The sequence below is a fragment of the Paenibacillus mesotrionivorans genome, from assembly GCF_046098205.1.
In the GTDB taxonomy this organism is placed as follows: domain Bacteria; phylum Bacillota; class Bacilli; order Paenibacillales; family NBRC-103111; genus Paenibacillus_AR; species Paenibacillus_AR mesotrionivorans.
In genome coordinates this window covers 220,453-245,280 of sequence record NZ_JBJURJ010000005.1, presented here as the reverse complement: position 1 = coordinate 245,280, position 24,828 = coordinate 220,453, and the positions used below count along the sequence as shown (strand labels likewise).

General features: G+C 55.7%; 22 protein-coding genes. 16 read left to right on the top strand and 6 right to left on the bottom strand.

What is annotated here, in order from left to right; translation table 11 throughout:
- Positions 1-66 precede the first annotated feature (66 nt).
- From ACI1P1_RS09320 to hemL, 6 genes are read left to right on the top strand one after another with little or no spacing between them, the layout of a single operon-like run.
- The gene (locus tag ACI1P1_RS09320; RefSeq protein WP_416216100.1) at positions 67-753 is read left to right on the top strand and encodes a precorrin-2 dehydrogenase/sirohydrochlorin ferrochelatase family protein; all 687 of its coding nucleotides are present in this window, start codon (positions 67-69) and stop codon (positions 751-753) included.
- The gene (hemC, locus tag ACI1P1_RS09315) at positions 738-1,679 is read left to right on the top strand and encodes a hydroxymethylbilane synthase (RefSeq protein WP_416216099.1); all 942 of its coding nucleotides are present in this window, start codon (positions 738-740) and stop codon (positions 1,677-1,679) included. Before ACI1P1_RS09320 ends, hemC begins: the two co-directional genes overlap by 16 nt.
- The gene (cobA, locus tag ACI1P1_RS09310) at positions 1,672-3,225 is read left to right on the top strand and encodes a uroporphyrinogen-III C-methyltransferase (protein ID WP_416216098.1); all 1,554 of its coding nucleotides are present in this window, start codon (positions 1,672-1,674) and stop codon (positions 3,223-3,225) included. The genes hemC and cobA overlap by 8 nt, the downstream gene beginning before the upstream one ends.
- A 33-nt stretch (positions 3,226-3,258) precedes the next feature.
- Positions 3,259-4,263: a porphobilinogen synthase gene (hemB, locus tag ACI1P1_RS09305; RefSeq protein ID WP_416216233.1), complete on the top strand. Its 1,005-nt coding sequence runs from the start codon at positions 3,259-3,261 to the stop codon at positions 4,261-4,263.
- 35 nt (positions 4,264-4,298) lie between these two features.
- Positions 4,299-5,399, top strand: coding sequence for a siroheme decarboxylase subunit alpha (gene ahbA / locus ACI1P1_RS09300; RefSeq protein ID WP_416216097.1), 1,101 nt, complete (start codon positions 4,299-4,301; stop codon positions 5,397-5,399).
- Entirely contained in the window at positions 5,380-6,678 is a 1,299-nt protein-coding gene (gene hemL, locus ACI1P1_RS09295; RefSeq protein ID WP_416216096.1) for a glutamate-1-semialdehyde 2,1-aminomutase, read from the top strand. Before ahbA ends, hemL begins: the two co-directional genes overlap by 20 nt.
- 49 nt (positions 6,679-6,727) lie before the next feature.
- On the opposite strand, the gene ACI1P1_RS09290 is transcribed toward hemL, so the two are convergent.
- The 3 genes from ACI1P1_RS09290 to ACI1P1_RS09280 all read right to left on the bottom strand — a co-directional run bounded on the left by ACI1P1_RS09290 (position 6,728) and on the right by ACI1P1_RS09280 (position 12,120).
- Complete coding sequence (locus ACI1P1_RS09290) at positions 6,728-7,585, bottom strand: AraC family transcriptional regulator (RefSeq protein WP_416216095.1); 858 nt, start codon at positions 7,583-7,585, stop codon at positions 6,728-6,730.
- 609 nt (positions 7,586-8,194) lie between these two features.
- Entirely contained in the window at positions 8,195-9,865 is a 1,671-nt protein-coding gene (locus ACI1P1_RS09285; protein ID WP_416216094.1) for a phosphodiester glycosidase family protein, read from the bottom strand.
- Positions 9,866-9,996: 131 nt separating this feature from the next.
- Positions 9,997-12,120 carry a stalk domain-containing protein gene (locus ACI1P1_RS09280; protein ID WP_416216093.1) on the bottom strand — a complete coding sequence of 708 codons (2,124 nt, stop codon included), beginning with the start codon at positions 12,118-12,120 and terminating at the stop codon, positions 9,997-9,999.
- Between the two features lie 160 nt (positions 12,121-12,280).
- Between ACI1P1_RS09280 and ACI1P1_RS09275 the strand changes: the two genes are divergently transcribed.
- Both ACI1P1_RS09275 and ACI1P1_RS09270 read left to right on the top strand, forming a co-directional pair.
- Positions 12,281-13,171, top strand: a complete 891-nt coding sequence (locus ACI1P1_RS09275; RefSeq protein WP_416216092.1) for an RluA family pseudouridine synthase — start codon at positions 12,281-12,283, stop codon at positions 13,169-13,171.
- A gap of 100 nt (positions 13,172-13,271) precedes the next feature.
- Positions 13,272-14,384 carry a LysM peptidoglycan-binding domain-containing protein gene (locus ACI1P1_RS09270; protein ID WP_416216091.1) on the top strand — a complete coding sequence of 371 codons (1,113 nt, stop codon included), beginning with the start codon at positions 13,272-13,274 and terminating at the stop codon, positions 14,382-14,384.
- Between the two features lie 62 nt (positions 14,385-14,446).
- Here the strand turns inward: ACI1P1_RS09270 and ACI1P1_RS09265 are convergent, their stop codons facing one another.
- The 3 genes from ACI1P1_RS09265 to ACI1P1_RS09255 form a co-directional block, all read right to left on the bottom strand.
- Positions 14,447-14,632: a hypothetical protein gene (locus ACI1P1_RS09265; RefSeq protein ID WP_416216090.1), complete on the bottom strand. Its 186-nt coding sequence runs from the start codon at positions 14,630-14,632 to the stop codon at positions 14,447-14,449.
- 110 nt (positions 14,633-14,742) lie between these two features.
- Positions 14,743-15,642: a polyprenyl synthetase family protein gene (locus tag ACI1P1_RS09260; protein ID WP_416216089.1), complete on the bottom strand. Its 900-nt coding sequence runs from the start codon at positions 15,640-15,642 to the stop codon at positions 14,743-14,745.
- 20 nt (positions 15,643-15,662) lie between these two features.
- Complete coding sequence (locus tag ACI1P1_RS09255) at positions 15,663-16,301, bottom strand: response regulator transcription factor (protein WP_416216088.1); 639 nt, start codon at positions 16,299-16,301, stop codon at positions 15,663-15,665.
- A gap of 451 nt (positions 16,302-16,752) precedes the next feature.
- Between ACI1P1_RS09255 and ACI1P1_RS09250 the strand changes: the two genes are divergently transcribed.
- From ACI1P1_RS09250 to ACI1P1_RS09215, 8 genes are all read left to right on the top strand, one after another.
- Positions 16,753-17,607 carry an AraC family transcriptional regulator gene (locus ACI1P1_RS09250; protein WP_416216087.1) on the top strand — a complete coding sequence of 285 codons (855 nt, stop codon included), beginning with the start codon at positions 16,753-16,755 and terminating at the stop codon, positions 17,605-17,607.
- Positions 17,608-17,695: 88 nt separating this feature from the next.
- Positions 17,696-18,925 (top strand): AMP-binding protein, encoded by a 1,230-nt coding sequence (locus ACI1P1_RS09245; protein ID WP_416216086.1) that lies wholly within the window; start codon positions 17,696-17,698, stop codon positions 18,923-18,925.
- Between the two features lie 2 nt (positions 18,926-18,927).
- Positions 18,928-19,191: a phosphopantetheine-binding protein gene (locus ACI1P1_RS09240; protein ID WP_416216085.1), complete on the top strand. Its 264-nt coding sequence runs from the start codon at positions 18,928-18,930 to the stop codon at positions 19,189-19,191.
- Between the two features lie 9 nt (positions 19,192-19,200).
- Positions 19,201-20,223, top strand: a complete 1,023-nt coding sequence (locus ACI1P1_RS09235; protein WP_416216084.1) for a Gfo/Idh/MocA family protein — start codon at positions 19,201-19,203, stop codon at positions 20,221-20,223.
- A gap of 8 nt (positions 20,224-20,231) precedes the next feature.
- Entirely contained in the window at positions 20,232-21,353 is a 1,122-nt protein-coding gene (locus ACI1P1_RS09230; RefSeq protein ID WP_416216083.1) for a DegT/DnrJ/EryC1/StrS family aminotransferase, read from the top strand.
- A 21-nt stretch (positions 21,354-21,374) separates the two neighbouring features.
- Entirely contained in the window at positions 21,375-21,641 is a 267-nt protein-coding gene (locus ACI1P1_RS09225; RefSeq protein WP_416216082.1) for an acyl carrier protein, read from the top strand.
- Positions 21,638-23,014 (top strand): glycosyltransferase family 4 protein, encoded by a 1,377-nt coding sequence (locus tag ACI1P1_RS09220; RefSeq protein ID WP_416216081.1) that lies wholly within the window; start codon positions 21,638-21,640, stop codon positions 23,012-23,014. The genes ACI1P1_RS09225 and ACI1P1_RS09220 overlap by 4 nt, the downstream gene beginning before the upstream one ends.
- Positions 22,992-24,770: an ABC transporter ATP-binding protein gene (locus ACI1P1_RS09215; RefSeq protein WP_416216080.1), complete on the top strand. Its 1,779-nt coding sequence runs from the start codon at positions 22,992-22,994 to the stop codon at positions 24,768-24,770. Before ACI1P1_RS09220 ends, ACI1P1_RS09215 begins: the two co-directional genes overlap by 23 nt.
- Positions 24,771-24,828: the final 58 nt, after the last annotated feature.

The window sequence follows — 24,828 nt, the reverse complement described above, 5'->3', positions numbered from 1 at the left end:
TTTCTTTTGCCATTATGGGGCTTTTCCTGATAGGATTTTCATCATGGGATGTGGATGTGAGCCGGCATGGAAGGATATTTCCCCGTGCTGCTGCGGCTGGAGGACAAGCCCTGCCTGGTTGTAGGAGGGGGCCCGGTTGCGGAGCGGCGGATTGCCTCGCTTATGGAGGCGAGGGCGAGGGTAAGGGTAGTCAGCCCCAGAATAACCGGAGCCATTAGACAATGGGCGGAAGAGGGTGTGCTGGAAGCGGTGGAACGGGCGTATGTGCCCGGGGACCAGGAAGGGATGTACCTGGTTGTTGCCGCCACTGATGATGCGGGCGTCAACGACGCGGTGCTGGAGCTGGCGCGCCGCCATAACCGCGCCGTCAATATGGTGGAACGGCCGGAGCTGGGGGACTTTATTGTCCCCTCTGTTGTACGCAGGGGGAAGCTGGTCATTGCCGTCTCCACTCTGGGCGCCAGTCCGTCCGTTGCCGCTTCCGTAAGACGGCAGATTGAGGCCTGCTTCGGTGAGGAGTATGAGATTTACCTCGATTTCTTAAGCGAATTCCGCCTGCGTACCCAGGAGCTGGTGCAGGATACCCGGGCGAGGCAGGAGCTGTACCGTTCGGTTCTGCAGGAGAATGTGCTGGAGAAAATCAAAAACGGTGAATTTGAAGAATGGAGAAGCCGCGTGATGAGCCAGATGGATGGTTGTCCTCCGTCCGGACCGGTTTCTCCCCACGGAGGAGAAGCATGCGCAAAATTGTAATCGGTACCCGGCAGAGCGCCTTGGCGCTGACCCAAAGCGGACAGGTGGTGGAGCTGCTGCGGGAAGCGGCTCGCAGGACCGGGGTGGAGGCCGAGTTTGAGCTGAAGAAAATTGTGACCAAGGGTGACCGGATTTTGGATGTTTCCTTGTCCAAGGTTGGCGGTAAAGGCCTGTTTGTCAAGGAAATCGAACATGCTCTTCTGGAGGAAGAGATTGATCTGGCTATACATAGCATGAAGGACATGCCGGCAGAGCTCCCCGAAGGGTTGGTCATCGGTGGGGTGCCCCCTCGTGAGGACCCCAGGGACTGCCTCATCACCCGGAGCGGCGGTGGCTTCGAAGCCTTGCCCAATGGGGCGCGTGTAGGAACCTCCAGCCTGCGGCGGGCATGCCAGCTGAAGGCGGCCCGGCCCGATCTGGTTATGGAGGTGCTTCGCGGCAACATCGATTCCCGGCTGCGCAGGCTGGATACCGGAGAGATGGATGCGGTCATTCTGGCTGCAGCGGGTCTGCACCGGATGGGCTGGCAAAACCGGGTCACGGAATATCTGGAGCCGGAGCTGTGTCTGCCTGCCGTCGGCCAAGGCGCATTGGCCATTGAATGCCGCAGCGCGGATGCCATTATCCTGGAGCTGCTGGCTGCGGTTACCCATGAGGAGACCCGCCGGGCGGTGGCGGCGGAACGCAGCTTTTTGGATACACTGCAGGGAGGCTGCCAGGTGCCTATTGGGGCTTATGCTGTCTTTCTTCCCGATGGCCAGCTTTCCCTTACCGGCATGGTGGGGGAACCGGATGGCAGCGTTCTGCTGAGGGATACCCTTACGGGACATGATCCCGAAGCAATGGGCAGCCGGTTAGCCGGGACATTGATCAGCCGGGGAGCCGACCGGATCCTGGCGAAGGTGAGGAGTGAAGCGCATGAATAAGGAACAACAGCCTTTGAACCGCAAGGGTACCGTGTACCTTATCGGGGCCGGACCTGGAGATCCCAAGCTGATTACCGTCCGCGGTGCGGAATGTATCGCCAAGGCGGACACAGTGGTATATGACCGGCTTGCCAACCCCCGTCTTTTGCGTTATATGAAGCCGGGGGCCGAGAAGATCTACGTGGGCAAGCTCCCGGACCGTCATACCCTGCGCCAGGAGGAGATTAACCGCCTGCTTGCGGATTTGGCCCTGAGCGGCAAAACCGTAGCCCGGCTTAAAGGGGGAGACCCCAGTATTTTCGGCCGGGTGGGGGAGGAAGCGGAGCTGCTGGCCGCGGAGAGAGTGCCCTTCGAGATTGTGCCCGGCATTACCTCGGCTATCGCGGTCCCGGCTTATGCGGGTATCCCCGTCACACACCGGGACTATACCTCGTCACTGGCGATTATAACCGGGCATGAGGATCCGGTGAAGACGGAAAGCAGCCATGATTGGAAGAAGCTTGCCACCGCCACCGGCACCAGCATTTTCCTGATGGGCATTGCCAATCTTCCTTACATATGCGAGTCACTTGTTACAAACGGACGTGCCGCGGAAACTCCGGTGGCGCTGATCCGATGGGGAACCCGGCCGGAGCAGCAGACTCTGACCGGCACCCTCGCTACCATTGTGGAGCAGGCCAGGGAAGCAGATTTTCAGTCCCCTGCCATCATTATTGTCGGCGAGGTAGTAAAGCTCCGGGAAACCTTGAGCTGGTATGAGAAAAAGCCTCTGTTCGGCAAACGGGTACTGGTCACCCGGGCCCGCAGCCAATCCAGCGCGTTGGCAGAGCAAATCGACGAGCTGGGCGGCGAGGCGGTGGAATTTCCGGTGATCCGCCTGCAGGAGCCGGAGGCCCCGGAGGTCCGGGCCGCGCTGGATGAGGCGCTAGGCCGGCTGGGGGATTACGATTGGGTGCTGTTCACCAGCCCCAATGGGGTCAGCTACTTTTTCCGGCGGCTGCAGCAGCTGGGTGTGGACATTCGCACTATGCATACAGCCAAGGTGGCGGCAGTGGGTCCCAAAACCGCGGAATTGCTGGCGGAACGGGGAATTATGGCGGAACGCCTTCCGGCTAAATTCCAGGGGGAGGGGCTTTTGGACGCTATCCTGCCCCAGCTGGCTCCGGGCCAAAAGGCACTTTTGCCACGATCGGATATTGCCCGGGATTATTTGCCTGTGAAGCTGAAGGAATTGGGGTTAGGCGTGACAGAGGTGGATGTGTATGAAACCGTGTTGGAGGATGACCGGTCCGATGAGGTGCTGGAGCAGCTCCGCAGCGGGGACATCCATGTGATTACCTTCACCAGCTCCTCCACGGTGGATAATCTCTTCACTATTCTGCGTAAAGCGGGTGTTGCTGAACCTGCCGCCTTACTCGCCAAATCCGCTATCGTATGCATCGGCCCGCTGACGGCGGATACCGTCCGCAAGTTTGGCCTGCGTGTGGATGCGATGGCTGCCGAAGCAACCATCGATTCGTTGGTGGACACTCTCTCCCGACTGTAGACCTCATTTCATATAAAAAAGGAGTCTTGCATGATGAGCTTTCCCTTGATCCGCCACCGCCGGCTGCGCGGCAATACGGCTATCCGCAATCTTGTGCGCGAGCATGCGCTTTCGGTACATGATCTGATTTATCCGCTGTTCGCTGTTCCGGGAACCGGCATCCGCGAGGAAATCCCTTCCATGCCAGGTGTATATCATCTGTCGTTGGATATGCTGACTAGTGAGCTGGATGAGATTGTGGAGCTGGGCATTCAGGGCATTCTGCTGTTCGGGGTGCCGGAGCACAAGGATGAATGCGGCTCAGGAGCCTACCATGAACACGGGATTGTGCAGGAAGCCACCCGTTATATTAAGCAGCGCCACCCGCAGCTTCTGGTGATTGCGGATACGTGCCTGTGCCAGTTTACCAGCCACGGGCATTGCGGCGTGGTTCATCATAATGAGGTGCTGGGCCAGGCGGAGGTGGATAATGACGCCAGCCTGGAGTTTCTGGTGGCAACGGCTGTTTCCCAGGCCCAGGCGGGAGCGGACATCATTGCTCCGTCCAATATGATGGACGGCTTCGTCCATGCGATCCGGACAGGCCTTGATGAAGCGGGCTTCCGGCATGTGCCGGTGATGTCCTACGCCGTCAAGTATGCCTCAGCCTTCTACGGCCCCTTCCGGGAGGCCGCCCATTCCGCCCCCCAATTCGGAGACCGGCGGACCTATCAGATGGACCCGGCCAATGTCCGGGAAGCCTTGCGGGAAGCGGAGTCCGACGTGGTGGAGGGCGCAGATTTCCTGATGGTGAAGCCGGCGCTGGCGTATATGGATGTGATCCGGCTGTTGAAGGAAAGCTTTGATCTGCCGGTAGTAGCCTATAATGTCAGCGGTGAATATTCCATGGTGAAGGCTGCCTCCGCACAGGGCTGGATCGACGAAAAGTCGGTGGTGCTGGAGATGCTGACCGGTATGAAACGGGCCGGAGCCGATGTGATCCTGACCTATTTCGCCAAGGATGTGGCAAGGTGGCTTATGGAGCTGCCAAGAAATTAGCACCGAGCAGTTATTTCCAGATAGGAGGGGTGGACATGTCACCACGCAATATTGACGAGTTGGATGCTGCGATTTTGAATATTTTGCAGGAAGGCATCGATTTGGTGGAGCGTCCCTTCCAGGCCATCGGGGAACGGGCGGGTTTGACGGAAGAGGAAGTCATGACCCGCATCGGGGCGCTTAAGGAAGGCACCATCCGGCAGATTTCCGCTATCTTCGATACACGGACCTTAGGTTATTCCTCCAGCCTGGTGGCGGCGCGCATCGCTCCGGAGCGTCTGGATGAAGCGGCTGCCATCATTAACCGTCATCCCGGGGTTACGCACAATTACAAGCGTAACCACAGCTTTAATTTGTGGTTCACCCTTGCCGTACCCCCCAATTCCAGACTGGGGCTGGAGGAAACCGTACGCATCCTGGGTGAGCAGGCCGGGGTGGAGGCCATCCGGATGCTGCCGACTCTGAAGCTTTTCAAAATCGGTGTCAACCTGGACATGTCCGGCAAGCAGGACCTGACCAAAACCAAAGCCGCCCCCCAATACCGCGAGGAGGACCGCAGTCAGGCCTCCCGTGTGGTCACGGAGCGGGATATCCGGATGATCCGGGAGCTGCAGAAGGATCTGCCTGTTGTGCCCCGCCCCTTTGACCAGTGGGCTGTCAATGCGGGAGTGACGGTGCAGGAGCTTCTGGAGGGCGCCAAGGCTTTTGTGGACAAAAAACAAATGCGCCGCTACTCTGCTGTGCTGAACCACCGGAAGGCGGGTTATACGGCTAACGGGATGGGCGTGTGGATGGTGCCGCCGGAACGGACCGACGAGGTCGGGTACCGGATGGCCGAGTTCAAGGCGGTCAGCCACTGTTACCTGCGGCCGGTGTACGAGGATTGGCCATACAATATATTTACGATGGTGCACGGGCGGTCCGTGGACGAATGCGAGTCCATTCTGCAGGCGATTGAGGATGAGACAGGCATTACCCAGCGGATTACGCTGTATTCTACCAAGGAGTACAAGAAAACCCGCGTTTCCTATTTCACTCCGGAAATGGATGCCTGGGAGGACGAGGTAATCCGCCGGGGGGAAGCCGGAACAGCGGCGGCAAAGGGAGAGGTTGATTATGCAGCGGGCAAGAATTGACGAGAAATCCAAAGCAGCCTTCGAAAAGGCGCGTCAGGTGATCCCAGGGGGCGTAAACAGCCCCGTTCGGGCCTACAAATCGGTTGGGCTGACCCCCGTGTTTGTGGATCGGGCGGCTGGCTCCCGGATTTATGATATTGACGGCAACAGCTTCATCGACTATATCTGCTCCTGGGGACCGCTGATTCTTGGACATGCCCATCCCCAGGTCATCGAAGCCATCAAGGCTGCCGCGGAAAGAGGCACCAGCTTCGGCGCGCCGACGGAGCTGGAGGTACGGATGGCCGAGCTGGTAGCGGAGCGTATGCCTTCTGTGGACATCGTGCGGATGGTAAACAGCGGTACGGAGGCTACCATGAGCGCCCTGCGGCTGGCCCGGGGCTACACGGGACGGGACAAGATTCTGAAGTTTGAGGGCAGCTACCACGGCCACGGGGACTCGCTCCTCATTAAGGCCGGTTCCGGCGTCGCCACGCTGGGTCTGCCGGACAGTCCGGGTGTGCCCAAGAGTGTAGCGGCCAATACCATTGCCGTGCCGTATAACGATCTGGAAGCGGCCAAGCTTGCCTTCGCACAGTTTGGGTCGGAGATTGCCGCTGTTATTGTGGAGCCGATTGCCGGGAATATGGGTGTGGTTCCACCGGCGCCCGGTTTCTTGGAAGGGCTCCGGGAGCTGACGGAAACAAACGGCAGTCTGCTGATTTTCGATGAGGTGATGACGGGCTTCCGGGTGGGCTACCATAGCGCACAAGGGCTCTATGGCGTCACTCCGGATATCACCTGTATGGGCAAGGTCATCGGCGGAGGGCTACCTGTTGGCGCTTATGGCGGCAAACGGGAGATTGTGGAGCGGATGGCTCCCTCCGGCCCTATCTACCAGGCAGGCACACTGTCGGGCAATCCGCTGGCCATGACGGCAGGCTATACCACCCTGTCTTTATTGACGCCAGAGGTATATGCCGAGCTGGACCGGAAGGCAGCCCGGCTGGAGGCAGGCTTTACGGAGAATGCGGCCCGTCTGGGAGCGCCCGTGACCATCAACCGGGTCGGCTCCATGGTTTGTCCGTTTTTTACCCGTGAGCCGGTGGTCAACTTCGAAACAGCACGAACCTCCGATCTGGAGCTGTTCCGGCGGTATTTTGCGGCTATGCTGGATTTGGGCGTGAGCCTGGCGCCTTCGCAGTTTGAGGGGATGTTCGTCTCCACCGCCCATACGGACGAGGATATTGAGGAGACCATTGAAGCTCAAGGAAAAGCGCTGGAACGCGCGTTGGGTTAGGGTGTGTCTGAAAACTCAGAGGGGAGCAGCTAATACCCTCATTTTCGTGCTAATAAGCGGCGGGGCTTAGCTCCGCCAATCTGCTCTGGCGGTATTCCCTTGGGGATACCGCCATTGTGCGTTTGAAGATCTTGGAGAAAAGCAGCTGATCCGCGTACCCGACACTGGAGGCAACCTCCCCGACGGTGAGGATCGGATTCTGCAGCAGCTCGCAGGCCCGGTTCATCCGGAACTGGATGAGGTACTGCTGAGGCGTAATGCCCATCTCCTGCTTGAACATCTTGGACAGGTACTTGCGGTTTAGGCCCAGGGTTTGGGCGATGGTCTCAATATGCACGTGGGTGGCGTAGTTTTGCTGGATGAGGGAGATGACGCGGCTGATATAGTGGGCCTGCATATCCTCCCGGCTGCGGCTGCTCCGGTCCGGGCTCAGAATAGCGGCCAGAAAGGAATAGAGGGCTCCCTGAAGGCGCAGCTCCCGGTTAAAGCCGGGTTCGTCGGCTTTGAACATCTCGATGAAGCAGCTGCGGATATACTCGTCATGATGGGCTATATCGAACACGGGACAAGTTACAGACAGCGCGGACTGCTTCAGAATCTGCTCCACCTGCAGGCCGTTGAACGCTACCCAGGAATACGTCCAGGGCTCCTCCTTGTCCGCGCAATAGTAGGAGAGCTCCTCCGGAAACACCAGAAACCCTTGTCCGGCCTCCAGCTTATAAGTCTGGCCGCCTGTGGAGTAAATCCCCGTTCCGCTGTGGATATAGTGAATCTTATAGTAGTCCCTAAGCATCGGTCCCACCGAGTGGCCGGGCACACAGTTTTCCGTTCCGCAATAATAAAACTTCAAATCCATTAAGGCATGTGGAGGGTACGTCTGGAACTCAAACTCCCCTATATTGTTCATGATATTGTTGGCCTCCCGGCAGACAGCATATAAGCACGTGATGACATTATACCATACGGGTGTGGGAGGAAGGGGAGAGGGAACGAGTGGAGAGCTGATTACAAAGGGGATAGTAGGCGTGGCGTTCCCGCGTCTAACGGACGGGACGTGAAATAACGCAGTAAGGGACGAAAAGGCGATGAAAGATGCCTTCAACAAGTTTTCAGACACGCCCTAAAGTAAAGGTTGAACATGCAATTCGCTAAAATTGTTGTTTAGCGCCCACAAATGCTTTTCGAACTTCCACCAACCTTATCCTGCAAAAGTGCATCTATTCTGCTGGAATTGCACCTCTCCAAGCACCCCAAATGCAAAAATGCATCTATTTTCCGCCGCGTGGGGCAGCTTGCTCCCATCTGACGGAAATAACTGCACTTTTGCAGGATAGACCGTAAAATTGAAGGTTTGTTTACCAAATAGATGCACATTTGCATTTCGGAAGAGGTTGGGAGTAACGTTCCTACACGCGCGTCCCTATAGGACACAAAGTTTGAAGATGCAAGAGGCCGCACACACATAACAACAAACACCCCCATCCTCTGCTGCTGCAGGAGAATGGGGGTGTTGCTGTTAACCGCCGTTCCCGGCATTGGCTGCTGCCGCCGGGGAACCGCCGCTGCCGGCTGCGCCCGTGCCGGCGCCGCCTGTGGTGGCTGTCGGCGCCGTAGGCTTCGCGACGCCGGCGGCATCGCTTTGCTGCCCAGCGGAAGCGCCGGGCAGCTTCACATCACCGGGGGACGCGGTGGAGTTCGCCTTCACAGAAGGCTGCACCGACGCCCCTGCCCCGGCTCCCGCCGAAGAGGACGGCTTCGGCGTCGCACTGGCGCCCGTTCCGGGCGTGGCGGTGGTACCGCCTGCTCCCGCGCCTGCACTGGCGCCGGGGCTTGCGGTGCCGCCCGTGCCTGCTCCGGCAGAATTAGCCGGAGCAGTAGGAGTGCCGCTTCCGCCGCCTGCGGGTGTGCCGCCGGAAGGGCTGCCGGCTCCGGGCGAGCCGGAGGTATTCGGCGAAGCCGGTTTACCGGATGCCGAGGAGCTGGGCTCCGTGCTTTTATCAGGCTTCGGCGTTGCCGAGGTTGAAGCGGAAGGGGAGACGGAGGGTTTGGGCTTGTTCTTGTTCTCCGCCTGCTCCTTCAGGAAGTCCGGGTGGTCATAAGCGCCGCCCGGATCAATATTCGTTACCCCGTCCCACGGGTTGTTGGGCACATATTCATCTGGATTGCCGAATACCAGCAAGGCCGAAGGAAGACGGCGTTCTCCGTAACGGCTGGAGGGTTTGGTAATCAGCCCGTCCGTATGGGTAACCAGCTCCGAGGAGGCGCCGCCATCCAGGAACCCGGCATTCACCACACCCTCCTCCAGCATCAAATCCTGGAGTTCCTTCAAGGTGGCACCCACACTGTGGGTCTGGCGGCCGTCGATGACCATAATCACCACGGTGCCGTCCTCCTTCTGGCCGATGGCCGTCCGCGGGCCGCGGCCCCAGCCGCCGTCACCGGAGGTTATCAGGCCCTTGCCGTTGGCAATGACCCGCGGGTAAAACATAACCGCCTCGGAAATTCCCATCTCCAGGAGCTGGTCAATGGTATATTTGCCGACAACAAGTACACCTTCTTTGGTGAAGCCTACTACGTGCTGGGCAATGCTGCCGTCCTGGTCCGTATACAGAATCTCCCCGCCCGAAATAATAAAGCCGATGGGGGCAAAACCGTTGCCCAGACCGTCGGGATCCACAAAGCCGCCGCCGTTAATGCCTGCATAAGCGCCGGTCCGCTCCACCATGGAGGAGATACGTTCGCCTTCGCCGCTTTTGGACGGCACCACCACGCGGATAGCGCGGGGGTCATACACGTACATTTTTTTGCCTTTCCACAGAGGGGCGGAAATATCCTCCACCTTGATCAGCTCTTCAGCCGACCGCTTCACCGTTTTGTGGCCGTTCCCGACATTAATCATGCCGAAATTCTGGCGTTCGGTGCCCATAAGCTCACGGTCCAGGTGAAGCTGGGCCACCATACGGTCCCGCTTCTCCCCGCCGACGAACATCCAGGCCCAGGATCGGTGCTGGGTAGTGATAACCGTCTGCGCCATCCATTCCCGGGATGCCTCCCCCGTAGGTGTCAAAAACAAAAAGCTCGATATCATAAAGCCAATTGCAAATATAGCAGCATAAGTCCGCTTCAGCCAGCTCCAGCTCCGCATTTGGGCCATGGCACGGCTTAAGGCTTTTTGTGGTTTGTTCAAAGGATGTCTCTCCCGTTCTAGTAAGTTAACATAACTCTATCATTTTAGCATAAATCGAACGGGATGATAATAGGATGCCGCTTCCTGGGATTCCTCCGGACTCCAGGAAACTTACGTTTTTCATGGCTTTGTCACTGATACCGTTCCTTATATTGGGTTAAGGTCAGGCCGTCGCGGAATTCTCCCTTATAAATTACATTGCCCAGGTAATCATAGAGTGTGCCGATGCCATGCCGGTTGTTGTAGGCGAAGCTGCCCTCGTATTCCTTTTTGCCGTTGTCGTAATAGCTGATGCCGTATCCGGAACGGTCATCATTCAGGAATTGGCCTTCGTACACAAGAATCTTATTAACGTAGAGCTTTCCGCTGCCGGTTTTGCGCCCGTTCTCGAAGATCCCTTCATATTTGACGTGAACATAGTCGTTTACCGTCTCCAGCACACCGCTGCCATGCCATTTGTTATAGGCGAAATTTCCTTTATACGTGCCGTTGGTGAGCTTTTCCTCCCCATAGCCATGGCGCAGCCCGTTTTGCATATCCCCTTCATAGACCAGCCGTCCCTTGTTTCCGTACGAGCTAAAAACGGTCAGGTCTTCCTTTTTGTCCGCGTCATAAAGCCAATATTGGGTGCCTTTGCTTTTGCCTACGCCGTTTTTCACATCCGTATAGACCTGATATACATTGCCGGAGGAAATCTGCGAGCCCTGGCTGAATTCCGCTTCCGTCAGGGTAAAGCTGGTGTTGGCTACGGAAGAGTCAGGCGTGCCATAGCCATAAACCCAGCCCTTGCCGCTCCTGATGCCGTTCACCCACGGACCGTAATATTGCATTTGTCCGTTAGCCATAAACGAAAGGCCGTTGCCGTCCCGGACACCGCCGCTTAACTGCCCGTCGTATTCCTTCGTCCCATTGCCGGTGTACAAGGCTCCGGTGCCCGTCATCTGTCCGTTCTTGAATTGCCCTTTGTACAGCGGCTCCCATTTATTCAACACTCCGGCACTGGACGAAACAGTTCCCACTATCCGTCCTGCTTCCCCTTCGCCGTGGAGCTCACCCGCCTCATTAAATTCGCCGCGGTACACCAGATCGGATTCCGTTTGCTTAAACAGAATGCCGTTCCGGTATTCCACATCGGATACATAAGCGACCTCCACCTCCTCCTCAGAAATAGCGGTTACGCCGTCAAGCTGGTACAGCTTAATCTTGCCGAAGCGGCGGAGTTGACCTTTCCCGTTTTCGTGGTCCTCCAGCCAATTGCCCGCATACAGCACCTTTCCATCCTGACTGAAGGATTTGCCGTAGCCGTAGCGCTGGTCCTTGACCCAGTTGCCTTCATACACCTTCTTGCCGTCCTTATCAAACAACACCCCGTAGCCGTAACGGAGCCCGCCGTCAAAGGTTCCTTCGAAGAGGGCTTTCCCTTCCGCGCCGTACAGCTTGCCGTTGCCGGACATCCGGCCTTCTTTCCAATCCCCTTCATAAAAAAGCGTATCGCCTGTATACAGCTTTCCTTTGCCATTGGGCCGCCCGTGCTTAAACAGCCCTTCATACCGTTCGTTTCCGATGTCATAAAAGGTACCGGGGCCGTCAGGCAAATTGTTCGATAAGCCGCCCTTGTAGATGACCTTCCCGTTACGGTAAAGAATGCCCGCACCGTTCATTCCGCCACCGGACCACTGGCCTTCATAAACCAGCTCGTCTCCCAGATAGAGCTTGGCATCCCGGTTTGCGCCGGAAACGCCGCCATATACCCCCTCCAGCCTGTAGCTTCCGGTGTTTAAGGCGGTCCTGATCTGATCCCACAGGGAGGTGGAAAGGTAGAGCTTGCCCCGGTAGCGGTTGGTTTCAATCCCGTAGCCCATTAGCTCCGGGATGCTGTAGCCTTCCATTGCTATGTATACGCTGCCGTCGATCAATACGGGAGGCGGATCGATCCGGAAGCTTTGGCCGTCCAGAACGATGTACGGATCTCCCGCTGTCAGCTCCAGCCGGTGAAGACCCTGTTTTTCCACAATAATTCGGCCCGCGGAGGAATTCCAAGATACTCTATAATCCTGCTGTTCAAAAAAGCTCCGCATGGGCAAATAATAGATTCCGTCGCGCATGATGGTTTCCTTGCCCCATGTCGATATGGAGCCGTCCACTACAACACTGGGGGAAGCTTCGGCCAGGGCGGTTTGGGTCCAGGGACCGGCAGGCATCATGAACATGATAATCCCGAGGGCCAGCGCCACGGATTTCGATCGTTTCGGCATCACTTTTCGCTCCTTTAGCTGGTAGGCAGTAAGTCTCATAAGTCTATCAGACTTTACTCCTAGGTGGATTATATCATGGAACCTGCGCCCCGATAAGACATGGACGCCAGAATTCTGTTGGCGTAAAATATGGGCATGTCCCATATAGAAGGTGAACGAAATGACAGATTATCGGCGCAAAGGGGAATGGCTGGAGCTGCCATCAGGCCGTATGGAGCTCTCCCATGAAGAGCAGCTGGCAAACCTTTCGGCCGCCTCCGGTATTCCTGCTGCATTCCTGCAGAAGCTGGAGCGGGACGGTGGGATGGAGCGGCAGGCGGGCAAGCTCCGGCTCCGGCTGTTTCCAAGGGAAACGGCGCAGCTCGAGGGTGAATATACGGATGTGCAAATTGTCCATGAGGACGATTTTTGCCTGGTGGCTATGAAGCCTGCGGGAATGCCTGTGCATCCGTCCCAGCCGGGGCAAGGAGGGACCCTGGACCATGCCGTGGCCTATTATTATGAAACCACCGGGCAATTTTGCAAGCTCCGGCATATCCACCGGCTGGACAACGATACCACGGGTCTGGTGCTGTACGCCAAGAATGACTTTGCCCAGCAGGTGCTGGATCACGCCATGCGTGAGAAGGCTATCCGCCGGACCTACCAGGCGATCGCCCAAGGACGGCTCACGCCGCCTGCGGGGATCATTGACCAGCCCATCGGCAAGGACCGTCATCATTCCCAACGGAGGCGGGTGTCCACTAGCGGCGCGCCTGCCCGCACCCGGTACCGTACCGTGGAGCAGGCCAAGGAGGCTGTATTGGTGGAGCTGGAGCTGGAAACGGGAAGGACCCACCAGATCCGGGTGCATCTGCAGTTTGCCGGAGCCCCTTTGGTAGGGGACGCAATGTACGGGGGTTCGGTGAAGCTTTTCTCGAGGCAGGCGCTTCACGGCTACAAGCTGGAATTTGCCCATCCGTGGTCAGGGGAGCCCATGCTGTTAGAGGTGGCTATGCCCGAGGATATGGCGTTGCTGTGGAGCAAGCTGCTGGCAGGGACTGCTCCCTGACGCGAAAAAGATGGCATGGCGGGCGGAATCCTCCCATATATTGAAGAGAGGGCTTGTTTTGAACAAGCATTCCTGGTATTCAAGAAGGGAGGATATAACTGTGGCAGAGCAGCAATCCGGACTCAGATTTGATATCTATGAACGTGTGCATCTATCCGAGGACACCGCAGCAGTCAAAGAATTGGACGAGGTGGAGCTGGTACCCCATATACAGGTGTATACGGAGGAGGAGCAAGCCCTCCTTAAGGGGCATTTGTATCTGACGGGACTCTATGAAGGAACAGAGGGGGAGGCGCGGCGGACGCTGGAGCATCTCATCCCTGTGGAAATTACGCTGCCGCTGAACCGGATCCAGGATGTCAGCCAGGTATCCGTGAACATCGATAACTTCGATGTGGACATCTTATCACCGCGCAGTCTGAATGTGACAGGGGTGCTTACCCTCCAGGGCATTGAAATGCTGTCTCTTCCCGATTCGGCATGGGATGAGGAGGAAGAGACCATCTTCGTCCACGAGGTCCCCCGGCACAGCGCTCCCGAGCTGCCTGAGCTTGCCCCGCCTGCCGCTGCAGAGCCGGCCTTGGTGTATGCGGAGGAGGAAATTGTGCAGATGCCGGCTTATGCATGGACCCCCTTCCAGCAGCGGAAGGTAGAGGAGCACCGTGCGGAAGAGCCTGTGGCGGAGCCGGCGGCAGAAGCTGCCGTAGAGGATAACGAAGAGGTAGAGGTTTATTTTGACCCGTCCGAAAATGTGGAGACTCCCGAATGGATGCCAGGCGCAGTGGAGAACGTTCCATATAACGAGGTCCCCACGCAGCTGCCTGCCATGGAGGAGCCTGCTGAAGCCGCTCCCCAGGAGGACAAAAAAGAGGTGAAGATCGCCTTCACCAGCAAAGCTCCCTCCACCGACACATCGTATCATCTGCAGTCGCTGATACATACCAGTCCGCATGACTACCGGGCTGTGCCCCAGGTGGAGGAGGAAGTGTCTCCAACACCGCGTACGGATGCGCTGGAGTGGAAAAGGCTGTTCTCCCGGAGTCAGGAGGAAGAACGCCGGGTCCGTCAATTGAAGGTGTGCATTGTCCAGAAGGAGGAGACTCTGGAGGACATCGCCACCCGTTACGGGCTGAACCCCAAGGAAATCCAGCTGTATAACCGGCTTCAGGATGCGGAGATTGCCGAAGGCAAAACTCTCCTTATTCCGGTCTGAGGCTGACCTCCCGGCACAAAGCAAAGAGCCATCCGGCCATCAACGGCCAGGTGGCTCTTTTGTTAATAAACCTTAAATAAGAAGCCCAGATAAAACAAGAATAAGGCAAACAGGAGAAATACATCCACCGGATTGGGAAACAACAGGGTCCGGACAAACTGAATGCAGATCAGCGGGAACATGACTGCCTGGATGGTATACCGGGTCCGCCACCACCACCGTTCAATTTTACGCCACCATTGCTGCATGAACTTGGCTCCACTCCTTTTCAGCCTGGTCTATCATCAACTTATGACAGGGGCTGTCCGGGTTATGCCGGAAATTTCCATTAAACCGAAATTAAAGGATGGGTAAGTGTTTATTCCCGCACGAATGCTCCGTACATGATTTCTCTGAGCTGCTCTTTCCGGGAGGGGGGCACATCCATCTGCACCATCAGCTCCTCCGCACGGTCTACGCAAAGGCCCTGAACCACCATTGAATATTCCAGGCATCCCGACGCGTCAATAAAAGTCCCGTAATCGCCGGTCCGCTGCAGAAACTCTTCCCAGTCCATTTCACCGCGGTAATACTGCTGGAAGTGCCGGAACTCCCATTCCTCGGTTAAGGAAAGCAAATATAGAACCGGCAAGGTTCTGCGCTTCAGGAGAACATCGTTCTTTTGGCCCAGACGGGTGATGTCCCGGAGATCATTCTGAATCTGGTGGATCATCCCCGTACAATCCGCCAGGTCCATCAACAGGTTCCATTGCGGGCCTCCGGCGTCCGCTGCGGCGCTTCCCAGATGCACCACCAGCTGGAAGAGAGAGCCGGATTTTTCTTGCACCAGCTGAAGATATTCGTCCGGGGTTTGCGCTGTATTCCGGATGTCGCGGTATTGGCCCTGCAGGGACCGGGAGATGATCCTGCCCGCATCCGCAATGGCCTCAGATGGCAAACCGCACCTGCCAAGCTCACTGGTGAAGCACATCATCAGCGCCACGATCGCATTCAGTGCATGGGCAGGGGGGCATTGCATCCACAGCTTGTCCGTTTGGTCGTTATCCTGCAGATCGTCCATAATATCTGAAGCCAATACAGCTAATTCCGCTGCCGCGGCAATGGTGTCGATCCGGGGGTTGGCCCCGGAGTATAAGGTATGTACACAGCGGACAATGTCCGACCAGGAGCCGCGTTCCTTGGCTTTTTCCGAGACGAATGAAAGCAGCAGCTCCTGGAACTCGCCGTCATACGGCTGTGACCGGATAATACGCGCCATTTCCTGTGCGGTCTCCTGGTTCATGGGGATTTGGTTCCCTTGACCAGAAACGCCTCAATGGCCTCCAGCCGGTTCTTAACTCCCATCTTCTCGAAAATCCGTTTCATATAGTTGTCCACGGTGCGCCGGCTCATATGGATGTTGTCGGCAATCTGATCGTAGGTGGCACCTTTGAGGAGCATATTCATGATGTTCAGCTCCTCCTGATCAAGCTTCGAATGGGGATCGTTCATATGCCGGTTGCCCAGACGCAGCTGATGGTACATGGGCATCGGCAGCATCGTGTGGTTATCCAGCACACACCAGACCATATTCCGGATGGTGCGGATGCCGGATTCCTTGGACAGTACCCCGCTCACCCCGGCCTCCACCAACTGGTCGTAGAATTCCATGTAGTCCACACCGGTGAAAATAATGATATGAATGTGCGGATATTCGGCCTTGATGATCTTGGTCAGCTCTGTTCCGGTGGTATCCGGCAGCTGGTAATCCAGGAAGATCAGCCCGGGCTCATGCACCCGGACCTGTTCCAGGCAGTCCGTTCCTGTTCCTACAACACTTACTACGTCAATTTCCCCTGTTTTGTGCAGCATGTCCCGTGTAGCATGAGCAAGCAGGGGATGGTCGTCAACGACCAGTGCTTTGACGATTGCGTCCATTGTCCGGCACCTCCCGCATGGGTATGGAAATAGAAATATGTATATCTGATCCGGGCTTATACGGTCCCTAACTGAAGACCTATTTTCCCGTCCGTTTCCGGAATTGCATACACAAAAAAAGACAAAAAAACCGAAAAAAATAAAGCCTTCTTTATTAGTCTGTCAGAAGAAACCGATTGGCAATCGAACGGGTACTAGAATCTTGGTATAATTTTACCAAACCGCTAAAGAATTGTACATCGGCTGAATTGAGCGGATGGGCAATTCTTTTTTGTTTGAAATTTTTCGTTATATCAGAAAGGACATTTCTCATTCCAAAATCCGTCAGCATGTACCGTTTTTATGCGACATGTACCCTTTTTATGCGGTACGAAATAACTTTTATTGGTATAATCCACTTGATGATGGGAATGGTTTCCTGTCAACAATAAGAGCTGGGAGGGATGTTCCGTTGAAGCTGGAGCTGCCGGTTACGTTGATTGGTTCCAGTCCGCTCGCATTGCCTGTAAAAACCGTCCAGGGAGAGTATGTGCTCCTTTATCCCAACAGTCAGGAAATGATGCTCCGTTATGGGGAATTCGAGATCCGGGTGAAGCGGGATCAGGCAGTCCTTGTTCCACCGCCTGCGAAGAAAGTGCCCCTTCTGCATGTGGAAAACGAAGGAAGGATGATCCGTTTCCGTGCCGCGCCTTTTCTGGGGAGAGCGCTTAATGAGTTCCGCCATCCGGTGGTTATCCCTCCGGCTTCCGCCATCCGGCGTACACTGGAAACCTTCCGGACAGATATGGATGAGCCTCAGGATCTGCATGGGCAATTTCTTTATTCGTCCGCTCTTTATGCCTTGATTACGGAAATTTTGTATGTCCTGCATAAGGACCGTTCTGAACAGCCTGAACCGGAGCGCGAAGCCCCCACGGATATTAAAGGCAGGCCTATTATTTATGCAGTCCGTTATATGACCGCGCACTTATCCGATGCGGATTTGGATCTTGCCGCAATTGCAGCGGCGGTGAACTACCATCCGAATTATTTCTGCGAGGAGTTCAAAATCATCATGGGCGTTACCCCTATGCGCTATCTGAAGCTGCTCCGTTTGAAGACTGCCGTTCAGCTTTTGGAAACCACCGGATGCACCATTAAAGAAATTTGCCGTCAAGTGGGTATTAACAAGCCGGATGCGTTGGCCTTGCATCTCAGGCAATCCACCGGGCTTACACCGGTGCAATACAGGCAGAAGCACCGGAGGCCTCCGGCATATTCGGACAGGAAAATAAATGTGCTGCAGATGATTCAGGCAGGAACTTAATAATAAGGGGTAATATTAAAAATAAGGTATATATAGGAATTTTATTGTGTTTTATAATAATACAAAAGCGGACAAGGGAGCGTGAATAATGATACGGATCAATGAGCAATTGATCACAAGGGCGGATGTACTTGCCTGTATCCGTCCTATGGTTGAAGGCTTTGACGGTTGTTTGGTGGCGGTTGGCAGCAATGATCCCTTGGTTTATTTAGGAGCTGTTTTGCATGCGATGTCCACGGACGGCTCTGTTCTTCTTTTGCCTTCGGATACCCCGTTCCATACAGCGCTTATGCAGGCTCAGAATGCAGGAGCGCATCTGCTCCTGACAGGCGGTACACCGGAGATTGTTCCACTGGAGAGTGACCGTGCCCGGGGGGAAGCCTCTCTCTACCAATATACCTCCGGGACGACAGGCACGCCCAAGCTGATTCGCAGAACCTGGCAAGGTGTGCAAGAGGAGATTGTTCACTACAATGCCGCACTTGGCGCAAGCCCGGAGGAAACGCCTATTGTGCTGGTCCCGTTGTCCCATTCCTTCGGGCTGATTACAGGTGTTCTTGCCGCATTGGAACGGGGCACCGATCCCGTTATTATAACGGGCCAGAATCCCAAGCTTGCCATTAAGGTCATTAAATCCATTCCGCAAAGCATTGTGTATGCTGTTCCCTTCATGCTCCAGCTGCTACTTACTCTATCAGGGGACAAGCTTGCCTTCCACCGGGTGGTCGCATCCGGCGCACCGCTTACCCAAGGTTTACTGGAAAAATTAAAACGAAGCTCCATCCAAGTGCTTCAACAGTACGGCTCCACGGAAACCGGAGCTTTGTCCTTGTCCTTCAATCCATCTGCAACAACGGATGTTGGGAGTCCTCTAAAGCATGTTTATTTAAGCGTTTCCAAAACAGGGGAAGACCCTGGAGAGGTAGCCGTCTTAATTGGCGGACACTGGTACCGGACCCATGATTGCGGGTATTGGGATGAAGCCAACCATCTTCATATTCTCGGCAGGGCGGATGAGCTTATTAATGTTTCGGGCTATAAGGTGATTCCGGGAGAGGTGGAGGAGGTCATTCTGTCTTGTCCGGGCATAAAGGAGGTGGTGGTCTACCGGTCCAGACATCCGGTCTGGGGCGATGCGGTCAAGGCAATGATCGTAGCAGAGGAGATATTGATGACGCCGGAAACGGTCAAAAGCTGGTGTGTGGATAAGCTGGCACCCTACAAGATTCCGCGGCATATTGAGTTCGCAGCGGAGATTCCCAAGAACGAGCGGGGGAAGATCAGCCGGACTTTATTAGAAAATAAGGAGCGTGTGTGACAATGACAAGAGAGCAAATTATGAATACCCTATGCGAACTGATGCAGCAGAACCTGGAGGTTAAGCTTCCCGAGAATGTGACGGAGGCAAGCCGGGTCTATCAGGACCTGTTTATTGACTCCATTATGGTTTTGCAGCTGATTGTATATGTGGAGGAGGAGTTCGGCATCAGTGTTCCGGAGGAGGATGTGGATCCTGCGGTATTCCAGACCCTGGGCTCCCTCGTTACATTCATTGAGGAGCTCCGCCAGCACAAGATTGCTTAGGAGTTGCCCATGAGCGATGTGATCCGTTTAGGAATTGTCGGATTCGGGCGTATTGTGGAGCTGATCCATCTTCCCATTATAAAGAAAATGGAAGGCATCAGCGTAGCCGGTGTTTATGATATCACCCCGGAGCGGGCTGCATTGGCTGCCAGGAGGGGGCTGCCGGTCTTTCCCTCCCTGTCAGAGCTTCTGGAGGAGAATTTGGACGCCGTGCTTGTGGCTACCCCTCCGGTATCCCATTATGAGATTGCCCGGCTTGCCCTGCTGGCGGGGGCCCATGTGCTTATGGAAAAGCCCGTTACGGTAAAAACCGGCGAGGCTGTGGAGCTAAAACGATTGGCTGACAGTGTGGGACGGGTTGTCAGTGTATTTCATAACCGCAGGTTCGATGCGGACTTCATGTTTGTGCTCCGTGCTTTGGAGGAAAAGCTGGCGGGGGAGACGCTGTTTATTGAAAGGCGGCACCATATGTTCGGCTCCGGGGCTTCATTCGGTGTGAAATCCTATGATCCCGAATGGCGGAACCGTCAATCCTCCGGCGGCGGCGCCATACTGGATTGGGGTGTGCATTTGGCAGACCAGCTTCTTATGCTGCCCCTGGGAAGAGTGACCACAGTCCGCTCCTTCTCACAACGCCTCTCCTGGAATAAGGGGGATACGGAGGATTATGTTCATGGAGAACTGATGTTCGACAGCGGAATTACTGCCTTCATGGAGGTGAATTTTGCCTCTCAGGCCAAGCTTCCTCTATGGATCATTGGCGGAGACCGGGCCACCATCCAGGTAAACAGCGATAAGGAGGCTGTTCTCCTGGAGAAGGGGCATGAGCCGGTGGTTCTTCCTCTGGAGAGCAACAGCCGCTCCGCAGCCGAGCGGATCTATGCCACCTTCGTGCAAGCCATCAGGGGTAAAGGGGTTCCAGAGGTGACGCTGGAGCAGGCGATTCAAGTGATGAGCTTATTGGAACAGATCAGGCAGGGCGGCACGGATCAAACGGCCGTGGAGACTCCTGCCGGAATAAGAGGGAGCTGAGAAGCCAGATGAGAGTAACCTTTTCTTCGCCACAGGCGGAGTTTGCGCTTATCCGCGATGAATGGCTGCGGGAGGTAGAGGAGATTGCAGCCCGGGGCGTATTCGTCGGGGGAGTGCCGGTTACCCGGTTTGAGGAGGCCTTTGCCAGCTATTCTGGTGCACAGTATGGAATTGGCGTTGCCAATGGGACAGATGCTATTTATCTGACGCTGAAGGCACTCCATATTGGGCCCGGTGACGAGGTCATTACGGCGGCTAACACCTTTATCGCTACTGTGGAGGCCATTCATCATACGGGTGCTCTTCCGGTTCTGGCCGATTGTGACCCGGATACGTACCTGATTGATCTGGAGCAGGTGAAGCGTCTGGTTACGCCAAGAACCAAAGCGATTATCCCCGTACATCTGTACGGACAAATGGTAGACCTGACCACGCTTATTCCCTGGGCGGAGGAGCGGGGCATCGCTGTGGTGGAGGACAGCGCACAGGCAGCCGGTGCATCCTTATTGGGCAGGAAAGCGGGAAGTATGGGAACAGCAGGCTGCTTCAGCTTTTATCCCGATAAGAATCTGGGGGCCCTTGGTGACGGCGGAGCTGTTATTACCTCAGATCCTCAGCTTGCCACTGGCCTGCGGAAATGGCGCAACCACGGGGGAGAGGTTCGTTACCAGCATGAATTTCCCGGTGTGAACAGCCGGCTTGACCCCATTCAGGCAGCGGCCCTTCAGCTGAAGCTGGCTTATTTGGACGAATGGTCCGGGAAGCGCCGGGAGGTTGCGGGCATGTATGAGTCCTACCTGGGGAACTGCTCCGGGGTCAAGCTTCCCGGAAGCCGGGGCGACGAAAGCCATGTGTACCACCTGTACGTGATCCGTATAGAAGCCGACAGGCGGGATACACTCCGCAAGCAGCTACAGAAGCACGGGGTTCTTACCGCCATCCAATACCCGGAGCCTATTCACCGTATGAAGGCCTTTTCGCACCTCGGTTATCAGGCAGGAGACTTCCCGGCGTCAGAGGAGATTGCGGGGGAAATCTTATCCCTGCCCATGAATATTGCCTTGACAGAAGAGGATATAGCGGGAATCTCAGCAGTTGTCAGGGATGTGCTGGGGAAGGTGCAAATCTAGGATCGGGTGGGGGAAACGTATATGAGTTCTTCAAATACTACTCTTAAGCAAATAACGGACGAAATTCAGGAGCTGATTGCCGAGCTGGTTGAAGGAACAGAGGTTTCCCCAACAGATGATCTGAAGGAGCTGGGGGTGGATTCCGTTCTGATGATCAACCTGATTGTCCAGTTGGAGCAAAAGTATGGCATCTGCTTTGATGATGAGGAGCTGGACCACTCCTATTTCTCCACCATTTCCACACTGGCAGAGCTTGTGTCCCATAAATACCGGGAGAAGACAGGATGAGGGGGATAAGGCGGCAGCGCATCGGATGTGTGGGCGGCCAATCCGGCAGAATCAACGAGCGTGCCATCGATACTCAGTGGATCGAGTATTTAGGGTGTTATGCAGATGTGGTGAAAATTCCTTCCATCCGTTGGATCAAGCTGATGGGGGGTCCTGCTGATACATGGCCCGATATGTCGGCAGCAAAGCTGGGAGTGATAGCGAAGGGACTGTCGGAGCTGGTTCGGGCTTATGAGCTGGATGCCATCTATGCCAATTTGCCTGCTTTGACCCCCTACCTGCTGGCAGCGCGGAGTCTGGCCGGACTTCCAACGGGCTTTCTGATGATTGCCCATTCCGTCGGATCGGAGCACTGGCTCCGGCATTGGCTGAGCATTACCCCTTTTCTATGCAGCAGGGATGTGGTGCTGGCTGCCACCCATTCAGCCAAGCAGGCTTTAACAAACCTGTCTCCGGTTTATGAGGCTTCACCGGTTATTCCATTGTGCATCCGGGTGGAGGACAGTCCGAAGAGGGCGGGGGAACCGGGTATGGGGAGGCAGGGTGATCCGGCCTTTCACATCCTGTCCATCGGACGGCTGGAGCAGGTGAAGAATATCGACAAGCAGCTTCTGATGCTTCATGAGGTGAGGCAGCATATTCCATCCGCCCGCCTGCTGGTCGCAGGGGATTATACCGGCACCGATCATACGGAGATCACGGAGTACCGCCTGAAGCTCCAGAGCCTTGTTCACGAGCTGGGGTTAGAAGAAGCGGTTTCCTTTACAGGACCGGTTATGGGTGAGGAAAAGGAAGAGCTGTTCCGGAAGGCGGATGTGTTGGTCAATTTGTCCACTGATCCGGGGGAAACCTTCGGTTTTAATCTGCTTGAAGCCAAGGCCTGGGGCATTCCCGTGGTGTGTACAGGCTGGGACGGCATACGGGAGGTGGCGGAGCATGGGAAGGACGGACTGCTGATCAGCTGCCGGTGGTCCGGAGATACGCCGGTTTTTGATTATATGGAAGTTGCCAAACAGGTTGTCCGGCTGTACCAGGACCGGGAGCTGGCCCGCTCCATGTCGGACCGGGCACACTGGAATGCCAAGCGCTACAGCTACAAGCTGATTATGCCCAGGGTGGTGGAGGCTCTCGACAGGGCTTTAGCCACGGATAACCCCGCCGGCCTGCAGGCAGCCCTTCTTACCCGGCCTATCGGAGAACAGCCGGAGATGTACCGCCTCTCGGAGCTTAGGGCGCCGGAGCTTTTGAACTGCAATCCTTTGACCGTGCTGCGCAGCACCCGGATGGACCGGGAGCGTTGGGCTGCTGCGGCGAAGCCGATCATCCATCATTTTCCGGGGAGCTATGATAATGTCTCTGTATACCATGATTAAAGCGATTAAGCCGCTCATCGTTTCCCGTCCCAGGCACCGGATCGCCGGATTCGCCTGTATGCTGGGGGATCTTGGCTTCAGCTTGATACAGCCGCTTATATTCGCCCGGTTTATCGACAGAGTCCTGATTCAGGGCCATCACAATGAGATGTGGCCGCTGCTTATCCTGTCCCTGGTGCTGGCTGCCGCTTCCGCCGGGTCCTCTGTGGGAAGGTGGAGCCTGTTCAGCTACCTGGACATCCGCAATACGCTGGATATCCGGGAGACGCTTACCCGCCATATCCGGCAAATTCCCATCCGCCATATTGAAAAGGACGGGTCGGGCCGGTATCTTGCCCTTCTCGGGTTCGATTCCGCCTCACTCTCCTTTTTCCTGAACAAAACTCTGGTGGACATGATTTCACATATCCTTATGATGGCCATGGCATTGGGGATTCTGTGCCTGATGGATTGGAGATTGGCCTTAATGGCAGGAGTAAGCACCGTTCTCATTATGACCGTTCCCCGCATTTTCCGTTCCCTGATCCGGAGGTATGCCGAGCAGGTGCGCAACCACAACGAAACCATAGGCGGGCATTTGGTGGAGTGTATTGACGGCTCCAAGGAAATCCGCTTATTCGGGCTGGAGCACTGGGAGGAGGAGCGTAACCGGCAAATGTACAAAGGGCTGGTCAGCAGCAGCACTAAGGAAACTTTGTTCCGCTCTTCCATGAATTCGGTCAGCTCCCTTATTATCAGTGTCATTATTGTACTGACCTATTATATGGGAGGACGCCAGGTGATCGGCGAAAGCATCACCATCGGTGTGCTGATCGCATCTATTTCCTATCTAAATAACGTACTGAACCCTATTCGCGCGATTGCCGACTCTTATGGGGATATCCGTAAGGCGGAGGTGGCATCAGACAGAATTGCAGAATTCCTGAAGACACCGCCGGAAAAAAGCTTTACCAGCCAGCCTCCCGCTCAGAATACCGAGATGATCCAGGCACCGGCAGCAGCAGAGGTAGAGATGGATGCTGTTCAAGTGTGGGACCTGCATGTGGCAAGTGAAGGGAAGGTTATTCTGGATGAAGTCAGATTCCGTATTCCCAAGGGGCAAACCGCCGCATTCGTAGGGCGCAGCGGCTCCGGCAAAACCACGCTGTTCAAGGCAGTCCTTGGTTTGGTGGACAGGCAGGCAGGAGAGATTATTGTAGACGGCAGCTCCTTGGACTCCATATCCCGGAGCGAGATTAACGCCCGGTTTGGCGTTGTGTTCCAGGATACCTTCCTCTTCAAGGGGACCTTATTCGAGAATATTGCCATCGGGAATCTGAACGCTACCGAGGAGGAAGTTTACGAAGCGGCCTGCAGCGCCAACCTGAAGGAATTCATGGATCAGCTCCCCCAAGGCATCCATACGCCTGTGGACTACAAGGGTGCCCAATTATCCGGCGGGCAGCGCCAGCGCATTGCAATTGCCCGGGTTCTCCTGAAGAAGCCGGATATTCTGGTGCTGGATGAACCAACCTCCTCGCTGGACAACATTACGGAGGAAGAAGTGCTGCGCGAGCTGCGCAGTATGATGAAGGGGAAGACCATTCTTGTGGCCACCCATCTTCTGGATACCATCCGCAATGCCGATCAGATCTTCGTGCTGGACAGCGGGAAAATTGTGGGTCAGGGCACACATGAGGAGCTTGGACGTCATTGTGAGCTGTACCAGTCGCTTTTGGCGGCCCATGATGATGAGAGCCAGGCTGTGCCGGTTTGACTACCCTAGGAGTCTGTCCGACGAAAGAAAATGGTGAATAAATATTCAGTAACATGAA

Excerpts from the sequence above, each read along its gene's own strand:
- ACI1P1_RS09255 (WP_416216088.1), bottom strand. The coding sequence starts at position 16,301 with ATGGACGCAATCGTCAAAGCACTGGTCGTTGACGACCATCCCCTGCTT.
- ACI1P1_RS09275 (WP_416216092.1), top strand. The coding sequence starts at position 12,281 with ATGACAGATTATCGGCGCAAAGGGGAATGGCTGGAGCTGCCATCAGGC.
- ahbA (WP_416216097.1), top strand. The coding sequence starts at position 4,299 with ATGTCACCACGCAATATTGACGAGTTGGATGCTGCGATTTTGAATATT.
- ACI1P1_RS09220 (WP_416216081.1), top strand. The coding sequence starts at position 21,638 with ATGAGGGGGATAAGGCGGCAGCGCATCGGATGTGTGGGCGGCCAATCC.
- ACI1P1_RS09230 (WP_416216083.1), top strand. The coding sequence starts at position 20,232 with ATGAGAGTAACCTTTTCTTCGCCACAGGCGGAGTTTGCGCTTATCCGC.
- ACI1P1_RS09235 (WP_416216084.1), top strand. The coding sequence starts at position 19,201 with ATGAGCGATGTGATCCGTTTAGGAATTGTCGGATTCGGGCGTATTGTG.
- ACI1P1_RS09290 (WP_416216095.1), bottom strand. The coding sequence starts at position 7,585 with ATGAACAATATAGGGGAGTTTGAGTTCCAGACGTACCCTCCACATGCC.
- ACI1P1_RS09240 (WP_416216085.1), top strand. The coding sequence starts at position 18,928 with ATGACAAGAGAGCAAATTATGAATACCCTATGCGAACTGATGCAGCAG.
- cobA (WP_416216098.1), top strand. The coding sequence starts at position 1,672 with ATGAATAAGGAACAACAGCCTTTGAACCGCAAGGGTACCGTGTACCTT.
- ACI1P1_RS09245 (WP_416216086.1), top strand. The coding sequence starts at position 17,696 with ATGATACGGATCAATGAGCAATTGATCACAAGGGCGGATGTACTTGCC.
- ACI1P1_RS09280 (WP_416216093.1), bottom strand. The coding sequence starts at position 12,120 with ATGCCGAAACGATCGAAATCCGTGGCGCTGGCCCTCGGGATTATCATG.
- ACI1P1_RS09215 (WP_416216080.1), top strand. The coding sequence starts at position 22,992 with ATGTCTCTGTATACCATGATTAAAGCGATTAAGCCGCTCATCGTTTCC.
- ACI1P1_RS09260 (WP_416216089.1), bottom strand. The coding sequence starts at position 15,642 with ATGGCGCGTATTATCCGGTCACAGCCGTATGACGGCGAGTTCCAGGAG.
- hemL (WP_416216096.1), top strand. The coding sequence starts at position 5,380 with ATGCAGCGGGCAAGAATTGACGAGAAATCCAAAGCAGCCTTCGAAAAG.
- ACI1P1_RS09320 (WP_416216100.1), top strand. The coding sequence starts at position 67 with ATGGAAGGATATTTCCCCGTGCTGCTGCGGCTGGAGGACAAGCCCTGC.
- ACI1P1_RS09225 (WP_416216082.1), top strand. The coding sequence starts at position 21,375 with ATGAGTTCTTCAAATACTACTCTTAAGCAAATAACGGACGAAATTCAG.
- ACI1P1_RS09265 (WP_416216090.1), bottom strand. The coding sequence starts at position 14,632 with ATGCAGCAATGGTGGCGTAAAATTGAACGGTGGTGGTGGCGGACCCGG.
- hemC (WP_416216099.1), top strand. The coding sequence starts at position 738 with ATGCGCAAAATTGTAATCGGTACCCGGCAGAGCGCCTTGGCGCTGACC.
- hemB (WP_416216233.1), top strand. The coding sequence starts at position 3,259 with ATGAGCTTTCCCTTGATCCGCCACCGCCGGCTGCGCGGCAATACGGCT.